General features: G+C 51.4%; 18 protein-coding genes and 1 tRNA gene. 5 read left to right on the top strand and 14 right to left on the bottom strand.

Annotated elements, in window-relative coordinates:
• Positions 1-64: 64 nt before the first annotated feature.
• Positions 65-463 (top strand): hypothetical protein, encoded by a 399-nt coding sequence (locus KCG39_RS00940; RefSeq protein WP_227499128.1) that lies wholly within the window; start codon positions 65-67, stop codon positions 461-463.
• A 49-nt stretch (positions 464-512) separates the two neighbouring features.
• Here KCG39_RS00940 and KCG39_RS00935 read toward each other — a convergent pair whose 3' ends face one another.
• From KCG39_RS00935 to KCG39_RS00895, 9 genes are all read right to left on the bottom strand, one after another.
• Positions 513-1,640, bottom strand: a complete 1,128-nt coding sequence (locus tag KCG39_RS00935) for an SEL1-like repeat protein (protein ID WP_211811511.1) — start codon at positions 1,638-1,640, stop codon at positions 513-515.
• Between the two features lie 46 nt (positions 1,641-1,686).
• Positions 1,687-2,037: a DUF6404 family protein gene (locus KCG39_RS00930; protein WP_211811510.1), complete on the bottom strand. Its 351-nt coding sequence runs from the start codon at positions 2,035-2,037 to the stop codon at positions 1,687-1,689.
• A 108-nt stretch (positions 2,038-2,145) separates the two neighbouring features.
• Positions 2,146-2,388 (bottom strand): H-NS family histone-like protein, encoded by a 243-nt coding sequence (locus tag KCG39_RS00925; protein WP_211811509.1) that lies wholly within the window; start codon positions 2,386-2,388, stop codon positions 2,146-2,148.
• A 100-nt stretch (positions 2,389-2,488) separates the two neighbouring features.
• Positions 2,489-2,785 carry a hypothetical protein gene (locus KCG39_RS00920; protein WP_211811508.1) on the bottom strand — a complete coding sequence of 99 codons (297 nt, stop codon included), beginning with the start codon at positions 2,783-2,785 and terminating at the stop codon, positions 2,489-2,491.
• Positions 2,786-2,837: 52 nt separating this feature from the next.
• Positions 2,838-3,128, bottom strand: a complete 291-nt coding sequence (locus KCG39_RS27965) for a hypothetical protein (protein ID WP_211811507.1) — start codon at positions 3,126-3,128, stop codon at positions 2,838-2,840.
• 79 nt (positions 3,129-3,207) lie between these two features.
• Entirely contained in the window at positions 3,208-3,414 is a 207-nt protein-coding gene (locus KCG39_RS00910) for a helix-turn-helix transcriptional regulator (protein ID WP_047057312.1), read from the bottom strand.
• Between the two features lie 207 nt (positions 3,415-3,621).
• Entirely contained in the window at positions 3,622-4,467 is an 846-nt protein-coding gene (locus KCG39_RS00905) for a DUF6387 family protein (protein WP_211811506.1), read from the bottom strand.
• 348 nt (positions 4,468-4,815) lie between these two features.
• Positions 4,816-4,903, bottom strand: a tRNA-Ser gene (locus KCG39_RS00900).
• A 141-nt stretch (positions 4,904-5,044) separates the two neighbouring features.
• Positions 5,045-6,673, bottom strand: a complete 1,629-nt coding sequence (locus KCG39_RS00895; RefSeq protein ID WP_087828862.1) for an ABC transporter substrate-binding protein — start codon at positions 6,671-6,673, stop codon at positions 5,045-5,047.
• A 267-nt stretch (positions 6,674-6,940) separates the two neighbouring features.
• Between KCG39_RS00895 and yccA the strand changes: the two genes are divergently transcribed.
• Both yccA and tusE read left to right on the top strand, forming a co-directional pair.
• Entirely contained in the window at positions 6,941-7,600 is a 660-nt protein-coding gene (gene yccA / locus KCG39_RS00890) for an FtsH protease modulator YccA (RefSeq protein ID WP_004100829.1), read from the top strand.
• An 89-nt stretch (positions 7,601-7,689) separates the two neighbouring features.
• Positions 7,690-8,019 carry a sulfurtransferase TusE gene (tusE, locus tag KCG39_RS00885; RefSeq protein ID WP_004131058.1) on the top strand — a complete coding sequence of 110 codons (330 nt, stop codon included), beginning with the start codon at positions 7,690-7,692 and terminating at the stop codon, positions 8,017-8,019.
• Here tusE and yccX read toward each other — a convergent pair.
• From yccX to KCG39_RS00870, 3 genes are read right to left on the bottom strand one after another with little or no spacing between them, the layout of a single operon-like run.
• On the bottom strand, positions 8,016-8,297 hold the full coding sequence (yccX, locus tag KCG39_RS00880) for an acylphosphatase (protein WP_004131057.1): 282 nt from the start codon (positions 8,295-8,297) through the stop codon (positions 8,016-8,018). The two genes, tusE and yccX, sit on opposite strands and share 4 nt — an antisense overlap.
• 51 nt (positions 8,298-8,348) lie before the next feature.
• Entirely contained in the window at positions 8,349-9,137 is a 789-nt protein-coding gene (locus KCG39_RS00875; protein WP_004131056.1) for a helix-turn-helix transcriptional regulator, read from the bottom strand.
• 15 nt (positions 9,138-9,152) lie between these two features.
• Entirely contained in the window at positions 9,153-9,707 is a 555-nt protein-coding gene (locus tag KCG39_RS00870) for a YbhB/YbcL family Raf kinase inhibitor-like protein (protein WP_004131055.1), read from the bottom strand.
• A gap of 191 nt (positions 9,708-9,898) precedes the next feature.
• Here KCG39_RS00870 and rlmI point away from each other — a divergent pair, with 191 nt between their 5' ends.
• Positions 9,899-11,101 (top strand): 23S rRNA (cytosine(1962)-C(5))-methyltransferase RlmI, encoded by a 1,203-nt coding sequence (rlmI, locus tag KCG39_RS00865; protein ID WP_123828294.1) that lies wholly within the window; start codon positions 9,899-9,901, stop codon positions 11,099-11,101.
• 60 nt (positions 11,102-11,161) lie between these two features.
• Positions 11,162-11,479 carry a heat shock protein HspQ gene (hspQ, locus tag KCG39_RS00860; protein ID WP_004131053.1) on the top strand — a complete coding sequence of 106 codons (318 nt, stop codon included), beginning with the start codon at positions 11,162-11,164 and terminating at the stop codon, positions 11,477-11,479.
• Between the two features lie 35 nt (positions 11,480-11,514).
• Here the strand turns inward: hspQ and KCG39_RS00855 are convergent, their stop codons facing one another.
• Positions 11,515-12,447, bottom strand: a complete 933-nt coding sequence (locus KCG39_RS00855; protein ID WP_087828864.1) for a peptidase — start codon at positions 12,445-12,447, stop codon at positions 11,515-11,517.
• A 42-nt stretch (positions 12,448-12,489) separates the two neighbouring features.
• On the bottom strand, positions 12,490-15,633 hold the full coding sequence (locus KCG39_RS00850) for a glycosyltransferase (protein ID WP_211811505.1): 3,144 nt from the start codon (positions 15,631-15,633) through the stop codon (positions 12,490-12,492).
• Positions 15,634-15,800 lie beyond the last annotated feature (167 nt).

Genomic DNA, 15,800 nt, shown 5'->3' with positions numbered 1-15,800 from the left:
AGCGTCTTACGCTCTACCTTAGACGCTTCCACTGAAAAACCTACGATTAGAACGGTATCGTAATGTGGATCAGCATTTACTGTTTCACGCTACTAAGGTTAAGAATGTGACGTTTAGATACTACCTCAGACATTGTTTATGGAGTTTAGTCGGTTGCGGATACTTGGTTTACAACATCCTGACTGATTTGTCTAATGGGCAAATATATCCTTCTTATGTTCCTTATATGCCTTATGTCGCAGCCTACCTTACTATTGGTGCTGTAGCATATCCATTTGCATATTACGCTTTAGAAAAATCAGCGCACAAAATAATGTCAAAAAAATCTTGGGAAGAGCATTTCAGTGATATTGGTTCATCAAGAAGTTTATTCTTGTTCGTTTATATGTTCTGTATAATATTTGTTGCTCCTCTCCTCACACTATATTTTTGGATATCAAAAAAGGATCAAAATAAATTATAAAGCTAAAATTAAACTTAGTTATGACAAAAAATCCCCCTATAAAACCATTTCAGTTATTTTCATAACGTTCGCAACCTTCCTTATGCCCATTCTTACATGCCAGCCCAAACCAAGTTCTTGCTTGTTTCAGATTTATACTTCCCCCTTGACCAAGCTCATTCATAACGCCAAGATCGAACTGTGCCTGCGCATCGTTTTGAGCAGCAGCCTTTTCATACCAAGCCCTCGCCTGATGAAAGTCCTGCCCAACCCCTTCACCATTTTCGTATATTACGCCAAGGTTATATTGGGCATCAACATGACCTTCCCCAGCTGCTTTTTCGAACCATTCCTTAGCCTTTCGATAGCTCTGAGTTACGCCCTGACCGTAGTAATAGATCTGACCTAAATTATATTGAGCATTCAGCTGATTTTGAGACGCGGCTTTTTCAAACCATTCTCTGGCTTGCTGAAAGTTTTGATTAACTCCCTCACCTTTGTAATAGAGCATACCAAGATTAAACTGAGCATTGGCGAAATTTTGTTCTGCTGCTTTCTCATACCAGTCTTTTGCCTGCTGATAGTCCTGCTCTACACCATTAGCATTGGCATACAGAATTCCAAGGGCGAACTGCGCATCAGGGCTATTTTGAGCTGCAGCCTTTTCATACCAGCTTTTGGCCTGACTATAATCTTGTTCTACCCCGTTACCCTTTGCGTATAGAACAGCGAGATTGACCTGAGCATGCTCATCATTTTGAGCAGCAGCTTTTTCATACCACATCTTTGCCTGTTGGTAGTCTTGGCCTACCCCGAGACCATCGTCATACATCTCTCCAAGCAAAAATTGCGCATCAACATCATTTTGATCCGATGCTTTTTCATACAAAGATTTGGCCTGTTGATAATCCTGATTTACCCCGAGACCATTTGCATACATCAAACCGAGTTTAACCTGCGCACGCGGATCATTTTGGGCAGTGGCTTTTTCATACCAAATCTTTGCCTGCTGATAATCGACATCCAGTATTTCTCCATATAAATACATGAGACCCAACGCATACTGAGCTTCTACATCTCCGTTTTCACCTGCTGATTTCAACCTAGAAAGCGTAGAATCCCTGTCACTGACAGCAGCATAAACGATCGCAAGAAGGATAATAAATCCCGCTATTAACCAATATTTCATTTTTCCCATGTCACACCCAGTCCATTTAAAGGCTATATAGCCACTACAGAGATCTTTACTCCAGACTATCCCAGTCAGGCAGATTGTTAACTACCTTTCGCCACCAATGATACGCAGCCATAAGAACACCAAAGCAAATACCTGCGACTATGCTTGAGACAAATGCAACGCCCGGTTGCATACCACTGTCCTTCCATGAATAAAACCACATACAAATCCCCCATGCCGGACCAAACCAACCTCCCATCAGTAAGGTTATTTGCCAGAACGAGGCAAAAGGCAACGGTGGGATCTTGAGGCCAGCTTTCCATGCGAGGCGTAGCAAAGGAGGCGCATAGTTACTACGCCACATTTTCTTGCTTTCCATGATGGCAATGGCATGTTCCTTTTTAGCTTCAAAGCTCATACAGTTCCCTCCAGATTCACCTTCGCTCACCTATCTATCGACAAAAAAACACAATAGACAATAATGATTATCATTTTCATATAATTATGTCAAAAATATCTTTAATAGTCATACCCTTAAATCTTCTGGCGAAACTCGGTCACACGCCATTTTCTCAAGCAATCTTTGTGCTCTTTTCATTTTCAACTTACGTGCTTTTTTCTCACCTATTTCCTGATAGTATTCTTCCCGGCGCTCCGCAACGACTTTACGGAACTTCTTCAAAAGCTGTTCAAGTGTTTTCATATCTGTTGTTGCGGCTTCTGCTTGGATTTTTTTATACATATACATCACATGAAATTCATCAATCATTTTTGGCTCCTTAGATAGAGTATGTTTTCACTATCATTTTTAGCTTTCAAATCAGGTTTGTTATCAGCCCCATGAAGGGGCTGATAGACGTCAGAACACATCAACATATTGATTCTGCCAGAACAGTGTAATGCATTTTGGCTAATGCCTGCTTAACCTCTTTAAAGTCCACCTCAGACAGTTTTCCAGCAGCGTTCTTTTTCCATGCTTTTTTCAGAAGATGCTTCTCCGCATTTCTCATAGCCAGATCGATTAGTTTACAGACAAACTCATGGTCCATTACATGCGTTATAATCATATTACTGGTCGTTTTATCCTTTGAGTTAAAAAGCTCCGCATAGATATGCAAAGACACAACATAAAATATTTCAGTAGATTTATTTTTAAATGTATTCATTTTTATTTCCTCTTTAGTTTAATATTAAAATAGCCAAATGCTTATAGCACCATCAGCGGTATACACACTGATAGACAATCCAAAGCCGACGAAGATGCTGTTTTACTTTCACATAGTTAACACTCCCGGAGATCCGTTCCGCTTTTTGTTCGCCTTCATCCCCATAAAAACGGACTTTTGTTTTCTCGATAATATTTTCAATCACTTCGTTCATATCCTCCTTATTTTTCAGAAAATGGTAGGAATGCACTGACTGGTTTCGTAGTCGTTTATTCATATAATGGTTATACAAACATTCGGCTTCACTAATAAACTGCTCTGTCGTATTAAGTTCTATTTTCATATATCGCCTTTTTATTGTTTAAGATAATAAGAGTCCCTGAGCGAAAAACATCTATTCGCCCGGAAACAGTATTTATATTTTATGCTGCGTTCTGACGTGAGTTCCGAATAGTGGTTTCAATCCATTCATCTATCTCACTCTCGACAAAAGCTACACACCTTGGACCTATTTTTACCCTGTCTGGAAAGTTCCCTTCCTTAATACGCTCATATAAGGTAGTGCGACTGAATCCTACCCGATTAAGCACTTCAGGCACCCGAATAAATCGTTTAATATTATTTTTCATTGTCTGTCCTCTGTTGTTTTACGTAATCTCGATGAGATTTCGTTTTTCTCTATGTTGTTTCGACGAGAACAATAATAGCGAATTCGCTTATGACGTTTTAGGGGCGTTCATAAAAGAGTTTTATGAAAAAATCGAAGGGAGGTGAACGGAAAGAGGTTCGTTAAGGCTGGATGCGATCACGTTCGCTCACGGCGAACGTAACCCTTTTTACTTGGCTGCTTTTTTCTTCTTCTTATCATCCTCAACATGCTTATCAACCGGTGAGTCTTTTAAGTGATTGTTTTGCATGATGTAATCTTCAAGCGATTTTAGATAGCTTTCATCAGTCAGAAAAGCCATTGCCAGCGGGTAGTCCGTTGCCTTTAGCATTCCTTCGTCACGATCGTTATCGCTGTCTTCGTGAAGCAGCGAAGAAATCAGTGAAAGCGGGATTTTGACGCCATTGTCTTCACCCCAGAAAATCAGGTCCATCATCGGGATAAGACGATATTCAATAATTTTTCTGAACGTGCTTTTACCAAAACGATACTCCCGTTCCGCAGGAGCTTTCATCTTTAGCTGCCTCTTCCATTGGGGGATTAGCACTTTCAGATGTTCAATGATCTCTTCAGTTGATGCCTCTTCCAGATGAATATCAACAGTGATACGTGAAAGGTTTTTCAGCGATGTCTCTTTTAGATACTCAGACAGAAATTCGGATTCGCTTAACGCGGAAAGCTCAGGAGTGGCTTCGGTTAATGCTAGCGTTTTCGCATAAAATTGCGCATGGCTTCGTGTCGTAGGATTTACTGCGTAGGTTCTGGCAAGCTCATGTCCAAGGGTCGCGGTATCACCACTGAAAAAGATTTCGCCTCTCAAAATTTTATAGCGGTAGTCATCCAGCAATAATCGATTAAAGGTCGGGATGGTATTCCGGCTCAACAACATCCTGTAGGCCAAGATACGCCGCTCAATCTCCACATAAAACTGTTGAAGGCTTAGCTTCTCTATCGCCTCATAGCGCTCAACATCAAACCATGCTTCCAGTGCTTTCCTGATTTCACTTCTTTTCATCCATCCTCCTGCAATCCATTACGCTCTTTTTAGCTGTTTTAACCGACAGAACAATCGGTTGTCCAGTAAACCATTAGCGCAACACGTTTGGGCTACAGGCATGTAGCTTGACCTGCTCAAAGTATGTTAGAGGACTTAACGCTGAGAGGATTGTTCCCTGATTTCTTCACAGAGCACGGTTCGAAATGGATTTGCCCTCATCCGAAAGATGAGTATCTGAAAGGATTTTTAGTGAGAAAGGACGGATTTTAGATGTAAAAAAAGCCCGTATAAACGGGCTTTTTTTGTACCACTTTATGCACCATAAAATCAAAACCATGTCTTAAGTTATTGATTTTATTACAAATTTGGCGGAAGCGTAGAGATTCGAACTCTAGAACCCTTTCGGGTCGCCGGTTTTCAAGACCGGTGCCTTCAACCGCTCGGCCACGCTTCCAATGAGGCGCACTATAAACACCTCTGTTCCGGCTGTAAAGCACCAATTTATTCAACTGCCTTAAAATTAAACAAAAACTCGTTATTCGTCTGAAATTCAGGCAGTTTGCGCAGATTTTCAGCGCAAACTGCCCTCTGCGGGTTAATGTTTTTTGATATACATATCTTTGCTGTAGTAATACCCCAGCTTATCCGGCGTAAATCCGCCTACCCATGGCTTGACCAGATGGGTGCGCACATAGTGGTAGACCGGAATCGCCGGGACATCCTGCCCTAACAAATCCTCCGCCTGCTGGTAGAACTTGCCCCGCGCCATCGTGTCAGAAGCTTTTGCCGCATTGCGCAGCGCCTCATCGTAGGCCGGGTTGCTGTATTGGCTGGTATTTTCACTGTCGCCGGTGCGGAAGTTGTTGAGAAACGTCGCTGCATCGTCGTAGTCAGCGATCCACGCGTAGCGCACGGCGTCAAAATTATGCGTATGCATGGTGTCGAGCATGGTCTTCCACTCCTGGTTTTGCAGCTTCGCCTCCACGCCAAGATTCTTTTTCCACATCGAGCTGGCGGCTATGGCAATTCGCTGGTGAGATTCGGATGTGTTATAGAGCAGATTAAAGACCAGCGGGTGTGACTCGTTATACCCGGCCTCGCTCAGCAGCTTTTTCGCCTCGGCGATACGCTTATCGCGCGGCCAGTTGGCGTACTCGGGATTGTGCAGCTCTACCCCGCCGATGTCAGGCTGGCTGATAAGCCAGGCCGGACGCTGTCCCTGCCCCAGCACCTTCTCCGCGATAATGTCTTTATCGAGAGCCATATTGAGCGCCCGTCGTACGCGGGAGTCGTTAAACGGCGGCCGGGTGGTGTTGAATTCGTAATAGTAGGTGGCCAGCTGCGGTGAAACATCCAGCTGATCGCCCATGGTTTTTTTGAGCTGGGCAAACTGATTAATCGGCACCGTATACACGATGTCGATCTCTCCCGCCTTATAGCGGTTGACGTCGGCGGTTTCAGAACTTATCGGCAGGTAGGTCACCTTATTGATGACCGTATGCGCGTTATCCCAGTAGCGCGGATTGCGCTCGGCCACAATGCGCTCATTCACCACCCACTGCGACAGCTTATAGGGCCCGCTGGTCACCATATGCTCCGGTTTGGTCCACTTGTCGCCGTAGCGCGATATCAGCACTTTATCGAGCGGAACCAGAGACGGGTGCGCCAACATCGCCAAAAACGCGGCATTCGGCTGAGTTAAGGTCACCACAAGGGTGGCATCATCCAGCGCCTTGACGCCCAGCGTCTCGGGCGCTTTTTTGCCCTGCGCTATCTCTGCGCCGTTGACGATATGCATATTGCCGGGGTAGCTCGCGTAAGGGGACGCAGTAAGCGGCGACACCAGACGCTGCCAGCTCCAGACGATATCCTGCGCCGTAATCGCCGTACCGTCGGACCAGGTCACTCCGGGGCGCAGGTGGAACGTCCAGACGGTGTTGTCTTTATTCTCCCACTTCTCCGCCAGCCGGGGCTCAATCTCTCCTGTTGGCGATACGCTGACCAGCCCCTCGAAAAGATCGCTGATAATGTTGTTTTCAACGTCGCTTTCCACTTTATGCGGATCCAGCGATGACGGCTCGCTGCCGTTATTTCTGACCAGCTCCTGCTTCTCGGCCAGCACCGTTCCCGGCGGCACCTGAGCGGCCAGCGTCGGAATAGCCATGGAGAACAGGCCGATGGTCAGTAGTACGCGTGTGATGTGATTATATTTTTGTGATTTCATATCCCTTGCCTTTGTTACGCTTCGTTTGTACCCTCTCCAGAGTTAGCCGCAGAATGGATATAACGCAATATTTTTCAGTGAGTTATCAGATTTCGATCTGACTTCCGAAGGCGAACAAACAAACATACTGTGTATTTTTGTTTTTCTGGAATTAAATGCTGCATTCAGCCCGTAGCCCTTGAGTAAAGATGGGTAAAAGCACTATGGCTTCGGCCTTGATTTTTTTATGCTTCGTTATTAATTACATCTGTCATAAGAGAGTGACTCATGGATCGTATCATTACATCGTCGCGTGACCGTTCATCGCTGCTTAGCACGCACAAAGTTCTGCGGAACACCTATTTCCTGCTTAGCCTGACGCTGGCATTTTCGGCCATTACGGCGACGGCCAGCACCGTGTTGATGCTGCCTTCTCCGGGTCTGATTCTGACGCTGGTCGGTATGTACGGCCTGATGTTCCTGACCTATAAAACGGCGAATAAGCCAACGGGTATCATTTCCGCGTTCGCCTTTACCGGTTTTCTGGGCTATATCCTGGGGCCAATGCTTAACGCCTACCTGTCTGCGGGCATGGGAGACTTGATCGGCCTGGCGCTGGGCGGTACCGCACTGGTGTTCTTCTGCTGCTCGGCCTACGTGCTGACCACCCGTAAAGATATGTCCTTCCTCGGCGGCATGCTGATGGCGGGCGTGGTGGTCGTGCTGATCGGTATGGTCGCCAACATTTTCCTGCAGCTGCCGGCCCTACATCTGGCCATCAGCGCGGTGTTTATCCTGATTTCTTCAGGCGCGATTCTGTTTGAGACCAGCAATATCATCCGCGGCGGTGAAACCAACTACATCCGCGCGACCGTTAGCCTGTACGTCTCGCTGTACAACATCTTCGTCAGCCTGCTGAGCATCCTTGGCTTCGCCAGCAGAGACTAATTCTCTCCCCCGGTTGTTCTGAGGCCCCGCTTATGCGGGGCCTTATTTTTTGCTACACTGCCGCCATTTTCAGCGGTATGTGAAGAATCATGTTTATCTTTGACGGTAATGAAATAGAGACCGATAGCGAAGGCTATCTGAAGGACACAACCCAGTGGAACGAAGCGATGGCGGCCGTTATCGCCGAGCAGGAGGGCATCAGCCTTTCCGTTGAACACTGGGAAGTGGTGCGCTTTGTGCGCGACTTTTATCTGGAATTCAACACCTCACCGGCGATTCGTATGCTGGTGAAGGCGATGGCGAACAAGTTCGGCGAAGAAAAAGGCAACAGCCGCTATCTCTACCGCCTGTTTCCGAAAGGCCCGGCTAAGCAGGCGACAAAAATCGCCGGTCTGCCCAAGCCGGTAAAGTGCATCTAATACAAAATGGCGAATTTTTGCCACTCTCTGGTGGGCTGATGGGGCTCGGTCAGAACCCTGTCAACTCGCGCGCTGCGCGGCCCGCCGGCTTTCAGCCAGGCGATAAGCTTCTCCACCTGTTCAGCCTCTCCGCAGGCCAGCACTTCCACGCCGCCGTCGTCGAGATTGCGTGCGTATCCGGTTAATCCAAGCTGCAGCGCCTCGCGCTGGGTCGAATAGCGAAACCCGACGCCCTGAACGGAGCCGTATACCCACGCCATCGTGCAAACCGTTGCCATATTCTCTCTCCTTTCCGGACAATGACTCACTACAGAGGATAGCAAATTCCGTCAGCGTACATGCTTAGGTAATAATCCATAGTGCTGGCGAAAACGGGCGCTAAAGCGCGAGCCTGACAGGTAGCCGCTGCTTTGCGCAATGTCGCCAATAGGTCGCGACGTCGACTGTAATTGCCCCAGCGCGTAGGCCATACGGACCTCTTCCACGATCTGGCGGAAACTGCGGGACTCCAGCTGCAAACGGCGGCGCAGCGTCGACTCCCCCAGAAACAGCATCTTAGCCACTTTCGCTACGCTCCACGCATCGCCAGGCGACAGCATAATAATTTGCCTGACCTGGCCGGTTATGTCTTCGCGCCGTTCGTTGAGCAGCGGTCCGGCGTATCCGGCCTGATACAGCGCCAGCAGCAGTCCCATTGCCTGATGATGCTGCAGTTCGCCGCTGAGCCCCTCCCGTACCGCCTGCAGCACGCTTTGCCACATAAACGACAGTTCCGCCCCCAGCGGCGCGCAAAGCGACGTCAGGCGGCCAGCCTGCGGTTCGCTCATATAGCGATTCTTAAAATCCGCCAGCAGTTCCGGAGTTAATGAGAGCAGATCGGAGCAAAACAGTCCGTTTTCCGGCTGATTAATCACCTCGAGCTCAACCTCGGCGGGCAAAATAATCAGCTGCTGCGGCGTTGCCAGCATCTCGCTGACGCCCTGTACAATCACTTTGCTGCCGCGGTTTACCCGGCAGATCGCAGGTGAGAACAGCGTGACGCGGTGCAATTTGCATAATCGTCGGGTGGTAATTTCCGCCGCCGTTAACGCGTTATGGTGAAAATTGATGTTCCGCATCAGGCTGCCCTTATTTTATCTTCCGGCCATCGCCGTTATCTGCGCGCTGGCGATGGCATGGCTATGCAACATAAAACCGACTAACGCCCCGCTGGCGTCGCCATCAATGGGCAGCGTCGGGGTATCCAGCGCCCATACCGTAAAGCGGTAGCGATGCGGTTTATCCCCGGCCGGCGGACACGCACCGCCAAAGCCCGCATAGCCAAAGTCATTGCGCCCCTGTACCGCCCCGGCAGGCAGTTTAGCGTTATTTTTGTCTCCGGCGCCAGCGGCTATGCTTGTCACCTGTTGGGCAATATTCACCACCGTCCAGTGCCACCAGCCGCTCCCGGTCGGCGCATCAGGATCGTAAGCGGTCACCGCGAAACTGCGGGTCCCTGCCGGGGCATTTTGCCAGGCGATTTGCGGTGAGATATTGCCGCCGGTGCAGCCAAAACCGCCAAACCAGTGCGTCTGCGCCAGCGTCTGGCCGTCGCGCATATCCGCGCTGCTGACGCTAAACGGCGCGGCAATCGCCGTTCCACTTATCATGACCATTATCGCGGCAGCGAATTTCAATCCTGTTTTCATCGTATTTTCCTCCGTCAGGTGAGGAAATACTGTAAGATCCCGGCGTGATTTTTATTGTGCCAAAGCGCCTGCGTTTTGTGCCGAAACGCTCACCTGTCGATACCGGTGGAATGGTGCTTGCCTCAGCCACTTGTGCTAACCTACGCGCCATTTTTTCGGTGCCGACATTCCCGTTGCTTAAAGGTAGCCCCATGACAGACTCCATTTTCCCCCGCTTAGTGTTAACCAAAGGACGCGAGAAATCCCTGCTGCGTCGCCATCCGTGGATTTTCTCCGGCGCCGTCGCCCGGATGGAAGGTAAAGCCCGTTCAGGTGAGACCATCGATATCGTTGATTCGCAGGGAAAATGGCTGGCCCGCGGCGCCTATTCGCCGTCTTCGCAGATCCGCGCCCGCGTCTGGAGCTTCGATCGCGATGAAGCCATTGATAACGCCTTTTTTGAGCGTCGTCTTCAGCAGGCGCAAACCTGGCGCGAGTGGCTGGCGGCACGCGACGGGCTTGATAGCTATCGCCTGATAGCCGGTGAATCCGACGGTCTGCCGGGCGTGACCATCGACCGTTTTGGCGACTTTTTTGTTCTGCAGCTGCTGAGCGCCGGTGCCGAATACCAGCGGGCGTCGATTGTTAGCGCGCTGCAAACGCTGTTCCCGAACTGCGCTATCTACGATCGTAGCGACGTTGCGGTGCGTAAAAAAGAGGGGCTGGAGCTGGCGCAGGGGCCGGTTGTCGGCGAGCTGCCGCCTGCCCTGCTGCCGATTACCGAGCACGGTATGCAGCTGCTGGTAGACATTCAGGGCGGCCATAAAACCGGCTATTACCTTGACCAGCGCGACAGCCGTCTGGCGACGCGTCGCTACGTCGCCGATAAGCGCGTGCTGAACTGCTTCTCCTATACCGGCGGTTTTGCCATCTCCGCGCTGATGGGCGGCTGCCGCCAGGTTGTCAGCGTTGATACCTCCCAGGAGGCGCTGGACGTCGCCAGACAGAACGTTGAGCTGAATAAGCTGGATCTGTCAAAAGCGGAGTTCATCCGCGACGACGTCTTCAAGCTGCTGCGTAAATATCGCGACGCCGGGGAAAAGTTCGATGTTATCGTAATGGATCCGCCGAAGTTTGTGGAAAATAAAAGCCAGCTGATGGGCGCCTGCCGCGGCTATAAGGACATCAACATGCTGGCGCTTCAGCTGTTGAATCCCGGCGGCGTACTGCTGACCTTCTCCTGTTCCGGCCTGATGACTACCGATTTATTTCAGAAAATCGTTGCCGATGCCGCCCTGGATGCCGGACGTGATGTACAATTTATAGAACAGTTCCGCCAGGCTGCCGATCATCCGGTGATAGCAACCTACCCGGAAGGGCTGTATCTGAAAGGGTTTGCTTGCCGCATCATGTAACTTGAAAAATGGAGAATCGGCCCGCATATAGCAGGTAATCATGTCTCCCGGGAGGTGCTTATGATAGCCAGCAAATTCGGTATCGGCCAACAAGTTCGCCACACGCTTCTGGGCTACCTGGGCGTGATCGTCGATGTCGATCCAGAGTACTCGCTCACGGAGCCGGAAGAGGACGAGATCGCCGCTAACGACGAACTGCGTCTTGCGCCCTGGTATCACGTGGTGATGGAGGACGATGATGGCCAGCCGATTCACACTTATCTTGCAGAAGCGCAGCTAAGCAGCGAGCCCAGCGACGAACACCCTGAACAACCTTCAATGGATGAGCTGGCGAGAACGATCCGTCAGCAGCTCCAGGCTCCAAGGCTGCGTAACTGATCTAAAAACCCGCGCTGCGGGTTTTTTATTGCCTGTCATTTTATTACGGTATCTGCCAGGGCCTGGCAAATCAGACTGTTGAACTGTCCGTCACGCTGCTGTTTCTCAGTCCAGCGGGTATTAGCCAGCTTCATTTCGCGGGAAATACCTGCACTGCTTTGCGCTAACTGTTGAAAAAATGGCCGCAGCATCTCTCCCCCTGGCAGCGACTGGAGTTTAAACACCGGGCTGCCATCAACATAGCGATATGCCAGCACCTTATTCGGCAAGATTATCGCCGGGAAAGCGTGCTGTGCGTAGCTAGCCCAGAAGGCCGCCGCATTATAGCCACGAGAAAAGTTACTCTCGCAAGCAGGAAGTTCAGCTGACGGCGCGATTCTTTTCTCAGCGGGTCTGAAGGCATTTTCCATCCAGCGCGCCATACCCTCCAGGTACCATTTCTGTTTAAAAACCGCGTAACCATACTGGTATAAATGGAATAATTCATGGGCTGGCGTAACGTTGCGCGCGGGTTGCAGCCCGGCGTTGAGGACAATTTTTAAGCCGCAGGGCAGCGCCGTTCCATCGCTCATCGTTTCTGCCGCCACGCGATCGAAGGCCAGGCCATGACCTTTAGGTAGCGCCAGCAGATAGAGGTTAATCTGTCGGGCCTGGGCATAAATTTTCTGCCGTAGCGGCGAGCGCAGGCCCAGCAGCGAGGTGTAGAGATATTGCGCTGCCTGTAGCTGACGACCAATATCTTTTATGACGTCCGGCACGCCATCGCCGGTACTATCCTGCGGATATCGCAGGGCATCTTTGCCCTGCAGGCTGTAGTAAATGTGAAAGTCATCCACCACGTGCGTTTTTTCCAGGCGGTGCTCATGAAGCAGGGAGCCGGGAACGCAGCGCGAAACCTGCACGACATCGCTGGCCAACAGCGGCGAACTGCAGCAGGACGCCAGCAGCAGCGTGATGACTCGCCTCATCGCCGCTCCAGGGGGCCGGGCAAAGGGAAAAGGCGCTGATGGTTATCCAACCTTAGCCGCCTGATGACGCTTTTTTTCCAGCCCGCTCGCCTGCTCCGTTCCGGTATCCAGCAGACGTTCGCTTGCCTGCCGCCACGCCGCCCAGCGTCCGGCGATCGCGCTGGCGTAGTAACGTTGCGCGTTGCGCAGCGCGGCCTGCTGCATACTTTGCTGTAGCGTCTGGTCGGAGATGACCTTGATCATCGCCGCCGCCAGCGCGTCCTCATCGCCGCATGGCACCAGAATTCCCGCCTGCCGGTCCTGCAGGATGTCGCGCGGGCCATATTTAATGGCGAAGCTAATTAACGGCGTACCGTATGCCATCGCCTCGACGGCGGAAATGGACTGCCCCTCCTGAGTCGAACAAAGCACCGTGCAGCAGGCCGTCTTGTGTGCCAGCGCGATGTCGGAGGTGAAACCGTTGATATGGATCGCATGCTCCAGCCCCCACTCCGCCACCTGCGCGCTTAAGCCGCGCCGCAGCGGCCCTACCCCATAAGTGTGCAGCTGCGCGTCAGGGATCGCCTTCACGACCTGACGAAACGCGCTCAGCAGTAAAGCGTGCTGTTTCTCTTCCGAGTAGCGCGCCAGGTAAATGACCGTTTGCGAAGGCGTCTTCTGCGGATTCGCCGGTATAGCGCCGTTATCAAGATGGTTGGGGATCACCGCCATCCGGGCGGCCGGAAATCCCTCCTGCTGCAGGTCCTGCCACTGTTCATCAGTCAGGACAATCAGCTGGTCTACGAGTTCCGGCTGTTCCAGGATATGCCGGTATGAGCTTTTCAGCGCCCCGTTAGACAACTGATGATGGGAGTGAATAATCGCGCTCAGCGTGCATGCCATACGCTGGGCGGGCCGTGAGCAGACGAAGCTTTTCCACGTTTTATTTTTATCGACGATAAAGTGCCAGCGCCCTTTTTCCGCCAGCCGGGTTTCCAGCATCCACGCATAAAACGCCTCTTCCTGAGCAAAGCGTTTGACCTCCCCTCCCGCCAGAGCGATTTCAAGATGGCTTAGCTGCACGTTGCCTTTTTTTTCGTCAAAGCTTTTGCGCAGCAGAATATTGCCGGCGCGATCAATATAGTCTTCGATGATTCTCCCCTGCGGACGCAGCAGGAAGTTGTGTTTACCCACCGGTAGATCCGCGGTGGGATTCACGGCATGCCTGAGCTCGATATTGCCCACCAGCGGCGCCAGCGCAGAGATCGCATTCATCTCAAGACAATCGCTTAGCCACGCATACAGGTTATAAACCGGCACCTCTTCGGGCAGTGCGCCGCGGGCTTTCAGCGCCTTAACCGCCGTGGAGAGTTCGGGATTCCACGTCGCGGTAATCAGCCAGGGTACGGTGCCCAGATGTTCGGTGAACAGCTTCGCCCTGCGCATGGCCGCCACCTCAATACCGTTGCCGACGTCACGCAGAGTCTCCAGCAGAAACACGGGGGTCGCGCTATTCGCCGGCGGCGCGTCGTCCTGCTGGAGCGGCGGCTTTTTTGCCGCTAAATGGTATTTCTGGTAGGCGATAAAGCCGGAAAGATAGTGCTCGACGTCATCGATTCGCACGCGGTAGCTGTGATGGCGAATAAAGAAGCTGTTGACGATCCGCGCGGGATTTTTAAAGAACATCGCCAGCTCGGGCCAGAAAAAGCCGTTCAGCAGATAGCGGGCGCGGGTCTCCAGCGCCTGCCAGAACTTCTGCTGGTCAAAATCCGCCAGCAGATGGCGATGCTCGGGCGAGGCGTCCAGGCGGGTCACCATTTCAGACGCCGCCATCATTAATTCCAGCAGCGTGGGATAGGTGGTGACGCGATGCAGCACGAAATCAAGATGATCGCGCACGTTGTTCAGGCCAAAGCGAAAGTACTTCTCTTGCGGGCGAAAGCGGGTTAATTCATTCACGCAGTAGCTCAGCCAGTGGTCGTGATGCTGCCAGTGTTTATTTTTAATGAAATAGGCGAAGGCTTTTTCCACCATCTCCAGCCACTGCGGCGCGTTGGTCAGGCCGTACAGGCGCATCAGGGCAAAAGCCGCTTCGCCATCGTAATAAATGATGCGGAATTTGGCTTTTAGCGACAGATCGCGGCTATTTAATACATGAACAAACTGGCCGCTGAGCGGATCCTGCATAAAGGCAATGCCGGTCGCCAACTGCGCCATCAGCGGCAGATATTGCCGGTCTCCGGTCGTTTCGGTGTATTTCACCAGCGCCAGGATGCTGACGGCGTTGCCGCCGAGCTTGATCTCATCGCCCACGTCGCAGAGAAACGCCGCCTCGCGGCCATCGTCCAGCGTCCGTACTTCAATCAGCGTGTTAACCAGGTACGCAATCGCGCGGTCTATCGCCTGACGAACCGACGACTGACGCGTCGCCTCCCAGCCCTCGATCAGCGAATAGGTCGAGCTGGCATGGCGCAGCGCGTTATAGGAGCGGACCGGACGATCGAAACAGGGAAACCAGCCATAATGGTAGAGGCCATCTTGCTTTACCTGACGGGCCAGATAATCGGTGCCTTTTTTAATCACCTCGGCGAGGCACTCGTCCTGCCACTCTTCCCCAATGACGCGATAGCCGGAACCCCGTCCGGTATGTTCAATCACTTTTGTCCCAAAACGATCGCAGAAGACGCCCTGGGTTTTAAAACGCCAGAGCGGCTGCTGCGGATCTTGCGGCCAGCTCAGCGTCTGCTTAAACCGCCGCTGGGCATAGTTTTCCAGATTGACGCTATTCGGCGCCACGACGCCGTTATCCCCGTCGTAGAGCAGCGCGTTACCGGTAATTTCCTCCTCAAGCATTGCGCAATTAAACTGCGGATCAAACGCAAGGCCAAAGCGAAAATAGTTACGCTTGGTGACCATGAATTTTTCGTTGAGGGATTGCCAGCTGAGCTTTTCAACGCTGTCCACGACGTCAATCCGTAACCACTGCGGTTCGCTGTCCTGTTTTTTACGCCACTCCTGTAGCGCTCTGGCCCCTGCCAGCCACGCGAGATCGAAGCTGGTTCCGCTGGAGATATGAGTATGCGCGCGTGATTTTCCATCGCTGACGCTAAAGAAAATGACCCATGCCGGATAGTCAGAGGGCAATACGGTGGATTTTAATTTTTTCGCCTGAAAGCAGGCTTGTTGCAGTAAGTCACTTAGCGCCATCTTTCCCTCTCCGTTTATTCAAGAATGCGTTGAATGTTTAAAAATTATTATCAGAGACTGCAAACAAACCGGTTTTAGATATTGCGGCGATGTCTCTGCCCGGCACACTCCCCGGAGGCGGCGCTCGACGCGTCTTGTCCGGGCTACCGGACCGCAAACGGCGGTGA

The organism is Klebsiella pasteurii (assembly GCF_018139045.1).
GTDB classification, from domain to species: Bacteria; Pseudomonadota; Gammaproteobacteria; order Enterobacterales; family Enterobacteriaceae; genus Klebsiella; species Klebsiella grimontii.
This window is presented reverse-complemented; position numbering and strand designations above follow the sequence as displayed.